The following is a 12,886-nucleotide window of genomic DNA, read 5'->3' as shown; positions in this document are numbered from 1 at the left end:
CCACCCGCCCCGCCGCCACCCAGGCGAGCATCAGTGCGCCGGAACCAATACGGATAAAATTGCCGCCCGCGGCAAGCAGTGCCGCAATGATGTCTCCCACTTTTTCCGGACTGACATAACTGTTGGCGCCAAAACCGGTAACATGGTTTTGCAGGGTACGGGCAGGATCCACCTGTAGCCGACGACCATTCAGCGTTGCCCCCTTGCCCAGCGCAGCGACATAGCACTCCTGGAAGCAGGGAGCGACAATCACGCCGATCACCGGCACGCCTTCATGCAGCACAGCCACAGAAACGCACCAGTTCGGCATCCCGTTAAGAAAAGGGCTGGTACCATCAATGGGATCGACCACCCAGGTATAGCCTGAGGTTCCGTGCTGCACGCCATACTCTTCGCCCAGAAAGCCATCCGCCGGGAAAACCGCCCGGATACGCTGGCTGATCATCTGTTCCACCTCACGGTCAGCAATGGAGACTACATCCTGCGCATCATGCTTGGTTTCCACCACCAGGGTTTCGCGCTGCTGAAAATAGCGGAACGCGGTTTCGCCCCCTGCCCGCGCGACTTCTTCTGCCAGGGCCAGACGCGCCATTAACTCTTTCTGCTGCTCTTGGTTCATAATTTATCCTTACTGTTCGGATGATCGGGCAATCAGAGCAAGTCCCCGGGTGTTGAAATTCACCGCAACCGGCACTGACAGAGGCAGTTGCTGCGCCATCTGTGAATCAACGATAAACAACGGCCCCAGCTCCGTTTTCACTTCATATTCGATATGATCCCCCAGCCATGTGCGGTGGATGATCTCTCCACGCAACGCACCGGGCCCGGTTTCGCACAGGCTGATAAACTGCGGCCGCACGGAGAGCTGCGCGGCGCCGGGTCGGGCTCCGCTTCCGGGCACCCGATAGCGTTCGTTGCCCAGCCGGATTAGCGCACTGTCGCCCTCTATCTGCTCTACTTCGCACGGCAAAATATTGGCCTCGCCCATAAAGTCAGCAATGAAAACCGAATTTGGCGAGTAATAGAGAGTTTCCGGCGCGCCCTGCTGGGCAATATCCCCCTCCTTCATGACAATAATTTTGTCCGAGACGGCCAGCGCCTCTTCCTGATCATGGGTCACATAGACTGCGGTAAAACCGAGACGCTGTTGCAGATCGCGGATATCAGTACGTACGCGACGTCGCAGCCGTTCATCAAGGTTAGAAAGTGGCTCATCCAGCAGCAACACCTGCGGCTCCAGCACCAGCGCCCGTGCTACGGCGATACGCTGCTGCTGTCCGCCGGAGAGTTCAGCAGGTAAGCGTCCCCCCTGACTCTCCAGGCCCACCAGGGTGATTCCCTCCCGGGCGCGATCCTGCGCTTCACGTCGGGTAATGCCGGAAGAGAGCAGGCCATACATAATATTTTCCAGCGCTGTCATATGGGGGAACAGCGCATAGGACTGAAATACCATCGCCACATTTCTTTCATTGGCCGGCAGATGGGTGACATCTTTGCTGCCAATCAGAATGCGACCTGAATCGGGATGTTCCAGGCCTGCTAACAAACGTAAGGTGGTGGTTTTTCCACATCCTGAAGGACCCAGCAGCGTCACCAGCGAGCCTGGCTCTACCGTCAGCGAGAGATCCGGCAGTGCCGTAAAACCAGCAAAACGTTTGCAGACATGTTCGAAGACAACCGATCCGGCTTTTACAGGGTTCATACAGCACTCTCCTGAGTTAAAGATGTAGGCGCAGACGCAGCAGGGGCGCTGGCGGGTTGAGTTGCGCGGCGTAAGCGACGTTCGCCGATCGAGAGCTGGAACAGCACAATAATGGTTAACATCACCACGATCAGTACGGAGGAGTAAGCAATCGCCACGCCGTACTCGCCATTTTCTACCAGCCCGACGATGTAAGAGGTCGCCATGTTGTACTGCGCGCTGACCAGGAAAATAACCGCACTGATTGACGTGATGGCGCGAACAAAGGCATAGACCAGCGCCGCGCTGATCGCAGGTTTCAGTAACGGCAGCACCACCTTGCGCAAGGTACGGAAACTGTTGGCGCCCAGCGTCAGCGAGGCTTCATCCAGACTTTTATCGAGCTGACTCATGGCCGCGACGCCGCCCCTGACGCCCACCGGCATATTGCGGAATACAAAGCAGGCAACCAGAATCAGGCCGGTACCGGTGATCTCCAGCGGCGGCAGGTTGTAAGCCATGATGTAGCTCACACCAATGACGGTGCCGGGAATAGCAAAGCTCAGCATCAGCATGAACTCAAAGGTCTGCCGGCCGGCGAATTTCTGCCGGACAATCAGCCAGGCGGTAAGAAGACCAACGATGGCGGTGAGCGGTGCGGCAATCAGGGCAATTTCCAGCGTGGTCCAGAAGGAGTTCCAGGCTACGCCACTCCAGACGAGATGCCCGTCGTTGAAAGTGACCCGGAAGGCACGAATATAGTGATCCAGCGTGAGGTTATTGTTCAGCCCCCAGGACTCGACAAAGCCGCCCACTATAATCATGCCGTAGATCACCAGGGTAAACAGTCCCCAGGGGATTACCATACCGTAGACGCCGTAACGCACCGGGCCCGGCAAATGACCATGTTTGCCGCCGTCGCCTTTGCCGGTGACAGTGGTAAAGCTTTTTCCGGAAAGCCAGAGGCGCTGGATAATAAAGGCAGCGAGGGTGAAGCAGAGCAGGATCATCGCCAGTACCGCAGCACGACTGGGATCATTTTGCGCGCCCACCACCGAGAAAAAGATCTCCGTTGAGAGCACGCCGTGGCTTCCGCCCAGCACCATCGGGTTGCCGAAATCGGCCATGCTCTCGATGAAGCTGATTAAAAACGCGTTCGCCAGCCCGGGTGCCATTAGTGGCAGCGAAACCCGGGAAAAGGTACGCCAGCGATTGGCGCGTAGTGTCTGCGAAGCCTCTTCCAGGGACGGGCTGACCCCTTCAACCACACCAATCAACACCAGAAAAGCGACCGGCGTAAAGGAGAGAACCTGCGCGATCCAGATGCCGGTCAACCCGTACAGCCAGCGCCCCGGTTCGATACCAAACAGTGTTGCCAGCGTTTCTGTCACGATGCCGGCGCGGCCAAACAGCAAAATCAGCGCCAGACCAATCACAAACGGTGGCGTGATAATCGGCAGAATGGTCAGCATGCGCAGCGCTTTTTTGCAGGGCAGCGGTGTGCGGGTCGCCGCCAGCGCAAAAGCCAGACCCAGCAGGGTTGAACCACTGGCGGTCATCAGTGCCAGCCCGAGGGTGCGCCATGCGGTCCCACAGTTGCCGCCCGAAAAACATGCCAGGCTCCAGATGGCCGGGTCACGCATATTCGTCAGCAGACCATCCGGCTGAAAGCTGCCATCCACATCCTGTACCGAGACGATAAACAGGCTCAACACCGGATAAAGCACAAAGGTGGTGACCAGAGCGACCAGCAGCACAATGGCGGAAACGACAAAGGCATCGCCCTTCAGGACGCCCCGTTCAGCCAGCGCATACGAAAAGATGAGCAGAAAAGTGGTCAGCATCAGCACGGCGCCAGCACCCATGGCGGGCTGTCCCTGCTCCAGCGGCCCCAGCAGATTTTCCAGCCAGAGCCAGCTCCAGCCGCTGTAGCCAATGGCATGGCCTTCCACCACCAGAAACAAAACACCCGTCAGGCTGCATGCAAACAGCGCGCGGCGGCGTAGCGGTCCCGGCGCCAGCAATGCGCAAGCACCACATGCCAGATACAGTATGACGACAATGCTCAGCCAGGGGTGTTGCCCGGTGGCGAGCTGCCAGAGTGCGGACGCGCTGTCCCCTTCTGACCAGAGCGACAACAGCCAGCCCCCGGCGAAAAAGCCCTCTTCCAGACTGTACCAGGGCAACAGGAGCAGCGCGATGGCACCGGCAGCAAGCGCACCGGTTAAGCGGCGATTATACGCATTCATGAATCACCTCGACCTGAAAACAGGCTGAAGCGGAAATCAGGCCAGCGCCACCGCGATTCAGCGTGAATGGAACACAATTCCGGAGACTTACTGCCGGACAGAGAAAAAAGCGTTACTGTGCGCTGGCACCAATTTCACTGTCCCAGCGACGCAACAGCGCTTTGCGTTTTGCTGAATCACCGAAGGTTTTAAAGTCGTAATCGATCATGTTGATATTCTCAAAACGCGGCGCGTATTCAGAAATCTCAGCGTTACGGTTGGACGGAAGCTGGAAGGATTTTGCGTCTTTCATGTGTGACTGCGCTTCTGCGCTCAGCGCCCAGTCATACCAGACTTTGGCGTTTGCCAGATTACGCGCGCCTTTGACAATGGACATCGATCCTATTTCATAGCCTGTGCCTTCACAGGGTGCGACTGGCTTGATGGGGAAACCATCGACTTCCATCGCCACCGCGTCATGCATAAACACAATGCCCAGGATCGATTCTCCGCGCGCTGCCGCTTTTACCGGCGCGGAGCCGGACTTGGTGTACTGGGAGATATTGCTGTTCAGTTTTTTCAGGTAATCGAACGCCTGATCTTCTCCCATGATTTGTACCAGCGTGGCCAGGGTGTTGTAGGCCGTACCCGATGAGTTGGGATTGGCGATCTGGATTTCTCCCTTCAGCGCCGGATTTAACAGATCCGCCCAGCAGGCAGGCGCTTTAATATTTTTTTCCGCCGCCAGTTTAGTGTTGTAACCCCAACCCAGCGCGCCCGCATAAACGCCGACCGTACGATAGCCGGTGCTTTCCGCCTGCTTTTGCGCCCAGTCATGCTGCTGATCGAGCAAAGGCGATTTGTAGGGTTGCGTCAGCCCTTCATCGGCAGCCTGCATATGGGGATCGCCCGTGCCTGCCCACCAGATATCGGTTCTCGGATTACGCGCTTCACTGCGGATACGGGCATAGGCTTCACCGGCAGAAAGCCGCACCATGCTGACTTTGATATCGGGATGCGCGTCGCTGAACAGCCGGGTCATCTGCTCACAAACCACCACATCAGCGGAGCAGATCATATTCAGGTTTCCTGCTGCAGAAGCAGCAAAAGAGAGGGCCGGGCTACTTACCGTTACAGCAACAAGCAGAGAGAGGTAACGCATGATGTTCTCCTTGGTTTGCAGGGTGGCGCTTTTACGGCGTCTTTTTTTGCACTTGTGTGCAAAGTAGTAAAGAACAAAAAATAGGCTGTCAACCGGCTTTCCAGGCAATTGTCAGGTTCTGTCACATAATTGAAACATTATTGGAGAAATATATTTTGCACAGCTTTGCAAAGTGAGGCAGACTTATCGCTAACCGTTTGGTCAGATGAGGGTATGGAATGAATAATGAGAAAACGGTGGTCAGTGCCCAGGATGTGGCCGATCGCGCCGGTGTCTCCCGTTCTGCGGTGTCCAGAACCTTTACGCCGGGTGCCAGCGTCTCCAGCGCCACACGTGCGCGTGTCCTCAAAGCGGCGGAGGAGCTGGGGTATCATGTCAATCATCTGGCGCGGGGATTAGTGCGCAATCGTAGCGGCATCGTCTGCCTTATCGTCTCAGAGATAGATACGCCCTATCGTGCCAGCCTGGTGCGCTGGCTGACGCAGATCCTGCAGGAGGCGGGAAAAGTGGCGATGTTGATCAATACGGACCGCTCTGATGAAAGTGTTTCGCTTGCCCTGCAGCAGGCGATTAACTTTCGCGCCGACGCGTCTGTTATTTTGTCCGGCATGCCTGACAGCGCCATCGCCCGCCATTGCTATAAGCATGGACAACGTATCGTGCTGATTAATCGCGATGAAGTGCTGCCGGGTACTTTCAGTATCAATCTTGATTCCCGTGCTGCCGCCGAAATGGCGGTGATGGCGTTTTTGCGGGCGGGCTGCCGTCGTCTGGCCTTTGCGAACTCGCTGGCCGGTACGCCCAGCCTGATTAAACGCGAAACAGCCTTTCTGGCTGCGGCAGAAAAAGCGGGATTAACCGTGCGGGTTGAACGCTTTGGCACCACCTCCTACGAGAGTGGCCAGATCCTGGCGCATCGCCTGTTGACGCGGGATGAACGTCCGGATGCCGTTTTCTGCGTGACCGATTTGATCGCCTGCGGCTTTATGGATGAAGCGCGTCACCGTTTCTCTCTGCGTATTCCGGAGGATCTTTGCGTTATCGGCTACGATAATATCCCCCAGTCTGGCTGGTCCTCTTATAATCTCACCACCTTTGCGCAACCGGCGGAACAGTTTGCACGTGATGCCGTGCAGTGGCTGATTGCCGGAGAGCAGCAGGACGAGCAGGAAGCACAAGCGGAACAGCAAAATAATGGCCGGGTCTACCAGGCGGATGTGATCTGGCGCGGTTCGGTACGGGGTGGCTAAAGCATCCCCGGCTTCGCCGTCAGCGCGTTGAAAAGCAACCGCCAGTCAAACATAACCCGCTTATCACTTTACCTTAATCCGTTGTATTCCCTTTCAAAAGTGATCGTGCCCGCCCCGCTTGCGCAAAGGGGACGATACAGGATCGCTGCGCTGTGCTTTACTGTTTACTGGGCCGTTATCAGGAAGAGTTAATGGGGTTAATTCACCGTTTATCATCATTTTTATTACTTACCTCCCCTCTCGGACGCAGTATCACCACATTTGGTTGTCTGCTGGTAGTCGCCGTTATTATTATTAATAGCTGGTCCTTCAGCGAATCGTGGCATTTGCGCGTCAGAAATGCAGAAGAGTCAGCGCTCAATCTTGCGCTTTCGCAGGCGCGACAGGCGGAAGATACTTTTCTGCAGACCGAGCTTTCACTGCGGGAAATCCAGCGCGAAATTCAGAAAAGATCCCACATCGGCGTTAAACGCGCTGAGTTGAGCCATATCATGCGCGATCAGCGCAGCCGTTTACCGCAGTTGCACGGCCTGTTTTATTACAATGCGTCCGGGAAATGGCTGGCCTGGTCAACGGACCGGGCACCTGCAGGTATTAATAATTCTGACCGGGAATATTTCCGTTATCACCGCAGCAACGGGCATAACGGCATTCATATCGGGCCTGCGATCTACAGCCGCAGCACTGGCGATCTGGTTATTCCGGTTTCACTGCGGGTGAATGATGCCGGAGGCGGTTTTGCTGGTGTGCTGCTGGCAACAGTCAGGGTGAACTACTTCCGGCAATTTTATGCTTACTATGAGCTGGGCAGAAAAGATGTGCTGGTCCTGATGCTGGCAGACAGTACTGTGCTCTATGCACGCCCCATGCCGGACAGCTACACGGGGAAAAATCTCTCTTCCAGCCCATTGTTTCAGAAGATGTTATTTACCTCTGACCGGGGCAGCGGCGAGTGGAACGCTGCGCTGGATGGCCAGGCCCGTATCTTTGGTTTTGTACGTTCCAGTCGTTATCCGCTGGTGGTCGCGGCTGGCTACGATAAAGCCACGCTGCAGGCGAACTGGCTGAAAAGCAGGTTGCTGGACGGCATACTCAATGTGGTATTTCTGCTGAGTATCCTTTTGACTGGTGGCGTGGTACTGCGTCAGGTCAGAATAAATATCAACAATCAGACAGAGTTAACTCATCTGCGTGATGAACTGACCAGCATTAACCATACCCTGCAGGCGATGGCGATGGTTGATGGCCTTACCGGGCTGGCTAATCGTCGCCAGTTTGATATTTTCCTGCGTGACAGTCTGAACAGGTCCGCCAGAAGCGGTAAGCCGGTTTCACTGGTGATGCTGGATATCGATTTTTTCAAACAATATAACGATACCTATGGCCATGTAGCCGGAGATAAATGTCTGGAAGCGGTAAGCGGGGCACTGCGCGGGCTGGCGCTACGCGGTACGCATATGGCAGCGCGTTATGGTGGGGAAGAGTTTGCGCTTATTTTGCCCGATACCCCGGCCAGCGATGCCCTGTCTCTCGCCTGGCGCGCGGTAGAGGCGGTACGCAGAGCAAACCTGCCACACCGCACCACCGCACTGCCTGCGCGTATCTTGACCATCAGCGCTGGTTGCGCGACGCTGACAGGCAGCGGCAGCGATGCGGATATTCAGCAACTGAAACAGTGGGCAGACGCTGCGCTTTATGCCGCAAAACGTGAAGGGCGAAACCAGGCAGTAGAGTATAACTGTACGCTTATCTGAAGCCATTCCTTCTCTTAATGGAAGGAACCCTGCCGGGAGAAACAGCATGAAAGTGATTGGCCTGTTAGGCGGTATGAGCTGGGAATCCACCGCACTCTATTACAGAAGCATCAATGAAGCGGTAAAGAAAGAACTGGGAGGATTGCATTCCGCGAAACTCGTACTCTACAGCGTTGATTTCCATGAAATCGAGCAGCTACAGGCGACCGGAGAATGGCAGAAGGCCGGAGCCCTGCTTGCTGATGCCGCCCGCGCGCTGGAACAGGCCGGCGCCGATTTCATTGTGCTTTGTACCAATACGATGCATAAAGTGGCGCAGCAGATTACCGGAGCCGTGGATATTCCGCTGCTGCATATTGCCGATGCGACCGCCTCCCGGATTCAGGCGACCGGCCTGCGCAAAGTGGGCCTGCTGGCGACCCGCTTTACCATGGAGCAAGACTTTTATAAGGGTCGCCTGGAGCAAGGTTACGGGCTGGAGGTGATAGTTCCGTATGAAGATGATCGTCATATCGTTCACCGGATTATCTATGAGGAGCTCTGCCAGGGCATCATCCGTGAGGAATCCCGCGCGCAGTATCGCCAGATATTAACCCGGCTCAAAGATCAGGGCGCAGAAGCGGTGATTCTGGGATGTACGGAAATCACCTTACTGGTAACAGAAAGCGACTCTCCCCTTCCCCTGTTTGATACTACCGCTATTCATGCTGAAGATGCGGTTCTCAACGCGCTGCGCTAAATTCTCTTTTTACACACTATGACAATGTGCATAGTGTGTGTTCTGCTGTTTAATTTCTGTGTGTTCTCGCTGAGCACTTATTCTTATCACCCTTGCGCGGCGGATACTGAAAATGTTCCTTTTTAACAGCGCTGTTATCTTTCACCGCTTATGGTGGCGTGAAAAATACACTTTTGTTTCCCGCTCCGCCAGCTCAAACGTTCACTTTCTGTCAACTTAACTGACATAACAACTTTAAAATCATCTTAAGGCGATTTTTTGTGCTTTATATATGAACATATCATGCGGTATATAGCGGAAAAAATAACCTGAAACACAACAACCTTTTGAAATACAATCTATTTTTTCAAAAAAACAAAAACAATAAATTATTGAGTCGTGACCTGAAAAACTCTATATTGGCCCGCGCTTTTTACAAGTAGCGGTTTTCTTAATTCAATTATTCAACCACGGCGTGACCGATCACCCGGGTTGTAGGAGAGATATGATGACGGATAAAGTCCGTATTGATACTTCAGATGTAAATTCACATAGCAAAAAAAACGAAACTTATTTAGCAAGACAGGCTGAATTTGAATCGAATGTCAGGAGCTACCCACGTAAATTACCGCTGGCGATTGCGAAAGCCGAAGGCGTGTGGATTACTGATGTTGAGAATAATCAATATCTTGATTGTCTGGCTGGCGCGGGAACGCTGGCACTGGGACATAACCATCCTGATATCTTGCAAAGCATCCAGAATGTCATTACCAGCGGCTTGCCGTTACATACCCTCGATTTAACTACCCCTTTAAAAGACGAATTTTCCGCTTATCTGCTCTCTTTATTGCCTGGTCGGGGTAAAGAGTATTGCCTGCAATTCTGTGGCCCGTCGGGTGCAGATGCAGTTGAAGCAGCCCTGAAACTGGCTAAAAAGCACACGGGTCGTTCCGGCATCATCAGCTTTTCCGGCGGCTATCACGGAATGACGCACGGCGCACTGGCGGTAACGGGTAATCTGTCACCCAAGGCGGCGATTAACGGGCTAATGCCGGAAGTGCAGTTTATGCCTTATCCGCACCAGTATCGTTGTCCGCTCGGCATTGGTGGCGAGGCTGGCGTGCGGGCGTTAACAACCTATTTTGACAATCTGATTAACGATGTCGAAAGTGGCGTACGTAAACCTGCGGCAGTCATCCTGGAAGCGGTACAGGGAGAAGGCGGTGTGAATCCGGCTCCTGTGGAATGGCTTCAACGCATTCGCCAGGTCACACAGGAGCACGGCATCCTGCTGATTATTGACGAAGTTCAGGCCGGTTTTGCCCGTACCGGTAAACTATTCGCCTTTGAGCATGCCGGCATTGAGCCCGACATCATTGTGATGTCTAAGGCGGTAGGCGGCGGTTTACCGCTGGCTGTACTGGGTATCAAAAAAACCTTCGATGCCTGGGAACCCGGCCACCATACCGGCACGTTCCGGGGCAATCAGCTGGCTATGGCGACCGGTCTGACCACCTTACAATATTTGCATGATCATCAGGTTGCTGACAAAGTCGCCGCGCAGGGTGAATGGCTGAAAAGCCGACTGACTGAACTCCAGAAACGTTATCCGGTCATCGGCCATGTTCGCGGTCTGGGCCTGATGATTGGCATTGAGATTGTTAACCCTGACGCCGCGCCCGATCATCTGGGATGTTATCCGGCAGATGGTGAGTTATCCGCCTTGCTGCAGAAAAAATGCTTTGAGGCCGGACTGATTCTGGAACGTGGCGGGCGTAATGGCTGCGTCTTGCGCCTGTTGCCTTCACTGCTCATCAGCAACGACGAACTGGAAATCTTCCTCGATAAATTTGAACACGCCCTGTTGACTGCAGGCGTCAAACCGGTTGGCGTGGAGTAAATCGAATGTTCAGCTCAAACCCGATTTTATCGGCGTCAGCGCCAAGTATTGAAGCCTATCAGCAGGCGATAACCCAAAGCAGCCAGGCGGTGGCTGCATGGTTACAGCAGCCTGAAATGTATCAGGGCAAAACGGTTGCCGAGTTACGTGAGCGTATCAGACTGGATTTTAATCCTCAGGGTCTGGGTAATCAGGCAGCCATTGAACGTGCGATTGAGTATTTTTTAAAAGACAGCCTGTCCGTGCACCATCCGCAATGCGTGGCGCATTTACACTGTCCGAGTCTGGTGGTCAGTCAGGCGGCGGAAGTCCTGATTAACGCCACCAATCAGAGCATGGACTCCTGGGATCAGAGTCCTTCAGCCACCATCATTGAAATGAAACTGATTGAATGGTTACGTGCCCGGGTAGGTTATCAGCCTGGCGATGCGGGCGTTTTCACCAGTGGCGGCACCCAGAGTAACCTGATGGGGTTAATGCTGGCGCGCGATGCCTTTTTCGCCCGCCAGGGACATTCCGTACAGCAGGACGGTTTGCCCGGTAATATGAAAAAGGTCAAAGTGCTGTGTTCGGAAAACGCCCATTTCTCAGTGCAAAAAAATATGGCCCTGCTTGGCATGGGCTATCAGGCCGTCACGCTGGTTAAAACCGATCAATTTGCCCGTATGGATATGCAGGATCTGGCTGAAAAAGTGGCTCAGGCTCATGCCCGCGGTGAGCAAATCATGGCAATTGTCGCTACTGCTGGTACCACAGATGCCGGCGCTATCGATCCACTGCGTGCCATTGCTACACTGGCGGCAGAACATCAGATTTGGGTTCATGTTGATGCGGCCTGGGGTGGTGCATTGTTATTGTCAGAGAAATACCGTGACTATCTGGATGGCATCGACCTTATGGACTCCATTACGCTCGATTTCCATAAACAATTTTTCCAGACCATCAGCTGCGGTGCCTTTTTGTTAAAAGAAGCCCGTCACTATGAACTGATGCGTTACCAGGCGGCCTACCTGAACTCCGAGTTTGACGAAGCGCAGGGTGTGCCTAATCTGGTTGCCAAATCTCTGCAAACTACCCGGCGTTTTGATGCATTAAAACTCTGGATGGGTCTGGAAGCGCTGGGTCAAAAGCAATACGCTGAGATTATCGATCACGGCATTACTCTGGCTCAACAGGTTGCACATTACATTACCTCACAACGTGAGCTGGAACTGGTGATGGCACCACAGCTGGCAAGCGTGCTGTTCCGTTATCAGCCGCAAAACAGGGAAGCGAACGTGGCATTGCTGAATCAGCAGATTGGTGATGCATTGCTGGCATCGGGACATGCTAACGTGGGAGTGACCGAATTTGCGGGTGTCACCTGCCTGAAGATGACGTTGCTGAACCCAACGGTGAGCCTGGAAGATATCAAACTGCTTCTGGCGCTGGTTGATCGTACCGCACAGCAACTACTGGCTGGCCAGGATTGTGCTTAGCGGCATAGCGAGAACGCTAATCTGATCCACGCAACACTGTATATGAAAGCCGTCTTTACACAGGCGGCTTTCTTTATTCCTGCGCGGATTACGCTCATATTAGCCGTTATATTAAAAATATTAATTAATAAATAATTCGCGGCGAAATGGAAAGATTAATAATTTACGGCTCAGAAGATTCTGCAAGCGAATTTCTTACTAATTTTTCACGTTACCTTATCCTTTCTGTTACCCTGAGTAAAAAAACTAAAAAACCGGGTGCATTGAGGCTATGCGGTCACAGCATAAAAGGTGGCGGGGATCCCTCCCCGCCGGTTGCTCTTACTTTATGGATTCGTAAGCCATAAAGGCAGCAATCTCCATAAAGCCGGTACGGATTCGTACCTCACAGAGATTTTTTCTCGTTGCCAGAATAACGGCAAATGTTATTGCTAACACAACAGTGACGATCAGGATCGCCCTTTGCTGCTTCATGGTTGCTTCTCCTTGCTTTTCAGCGCGTAAGAGGCTACCTTTATGTTGTGTGGCACAAAGGTGGGCCTCAGGTTGTACTGACCCCAAAAAGTTGGACAGTTAAACACGAGGCACATAGGTCTGGGTTCGATATTCAATTGGACTCAGACCTTTTAATTTCAGGCTAATTCTTCTGCTGTTGTAGTATTCAATATATTCCGTAACAGCATCCTTCAGTTCGCTTATATTACTGAACTCGTCA

General features: G+C 53.6%; 11 protein-coding genes. 5 read left to right on the top strand and 6 right to left on the bottom strand.

Features of this window, described 5'->3' with window-relative positions; genetic code table 11:
* The 4 genes from E0E17_RS19635 to E0E17_RS19620 form a co-directional block, all read right to left on the bottom strand.
* A partial coding sequence (locus tag E0E17_RS19635) for an inositol monophosphatase family protein (RefSeq protein WP_130835851.1) occupies positions 1-619 on the bottom strand: 619 nt, incomplete at its 3' end.
* Positions 620-628: 9 nt separating this feature from the next.
* Positions 629-1,702, bottom strand: a complete 1,074-nt coding sequence (locus tag E0E17_RS19630) for an ABC transporter ATP-binding protein (protein ID WP_130835850.1) — start codon at positions 1,700-1,702, stop codon at positions 629-631.
* Positions 1,699-3,930 carry an ABC transporter permease gene (locus E0E17_RS19625; protein WP_130835849.1) on the bottom strand — a complete coding sequence of 744 codons (2,232 nt, stop codon included), beginning with the start codon at positions 3,928-3,930 and terminating at the stop codon, positions 1,699-1,701. Before E0E17_RS19625 ends, E0E17_RS19630 begins: the two co-directional genes overlap by 4 nt.
* Before the next feature lie 112 nt (positions 3,931-4,042).
* A complete protein-coding gene (locus tag E0E17_RS19620) occupies positions 4,043-5,071 on the bottom strand; it encodes an ABC transporter substrate-binding protein (protein ID WP_130835848.1) in 1,029 nt (342 codons plus the stop codon).
* A gap of 218 nt (positions 5,072-5,289) precedes the next feature.
* On the opposite strand from E0E17_RS19620, the gene E0E17_RS19615 reads away from it, so the two are divergent.
* The 5 genes from E0E17_RS19615 to E0E17_RS19595 all read left to right on the top strand — a co-directional run bounded on the left by E0E17_RS19615 (position 5,290) and on the right by E0E17_RS19595 (position 12,171).
* On the top strand, positions 5,290-6,321 hold the full coding sequence (locus E0E17_RS19615; protein ID WP_130835847.1) for a LacI family DNA-binding transcriptional regulator: 1,032 nt from the start codon (positions 5,290-5,292) through the stop codon (positions 6,319-6,321).
* A 191-nt stretch (positions 6,322-6,512) separates the two neighbouring features.
* Positions 6,513-8,075, top strand: a complete 1,563-nt coding sequence (locus E0E17_RS19610; RefSeq protein ID WP_130835861.1) for a sensor domain-containing diguanylate cyclase — start codon at positions 6,513-6,515, stop codon at positions 8,073-8,075.
* A 46-nt stretch (positions 8,076-8,121) separates the two neighbouring features.
* Entirely contained in the window at positions 8,122-8,814 is a 693-nt protein-coding gene (locus tag E0E17_RS19605) for an aspartate/glutamate racemase family protein (RefSeq protein ID WP_130835846.1), read from the top strand.
* Positions 8,815-9,301: 487 nt separating this feature from the next.
* Positions 9,302-10,693, top strand: a complete 1,392-nt coding sequence (locus E0E17_RS19600; protein ID WP_130835860.1) for a diaminobutyrate--2-oxoglutarate transaminase — start codon at positions 9,302-9,304, stop codon at positions 10,691-10,693.
* A 5-nt stretch (positions 10,694-10,698) separates the two neighbouring features.
* Positions 10,699-12,171, top strand: a complete 1,473-nt coding sequence (locus E0E17_RS19595; protein WP_130835845.1) for a pyridoxal phosphate-dependent decarboxylase family protein — start codon at positions 10,699-10,701, stop codon at positions 12,169-12,171.
* Positions 12,172-12,492: 321 nt separating this feature from the next.
* Here the strand turns inward: E0E17_RS19595 and E0E17_RS19590 are convergent, their stop codons facing one another.
* Positions 12,493-12,645 carry a Hok/Gef family protein gene (locus tag E0E17_RS19590; RefSeq protein ID WP_130835844.1) on the bottom strand — a complete coding sequence of 51 codons (153 nt, stop codon included), beginning with the start codon at positions 12,643-12,645 and terminating at the stop codon, positions 12,493-12,495.
* A 99-nt stretch (positions 12,646-12,744) separates the two neighbouring features.
* Positions 12,745-12,886 (bottom strand): IS3 family transposase (locus E0E17_RS19585; protein ID WP_165446273.1); only part of this gene is annotated, 142 nt, incomplete at its 5' end.

The organism is [Erwinia] mediterraneensis (assembly GCF_900604315.1).
GTDB lineage: Bacteria > Pseudomonadota > Gammaproteobacteria > Enterobacterales > Enterobacteriaceae > Pantoea > Pantoea mediterraneensis_A.
The sequence above is the reverse complement of the archived record's forward strand: the minus strand, read 5'-3'. Positions and strand labels throughout refer to the sequence as shown.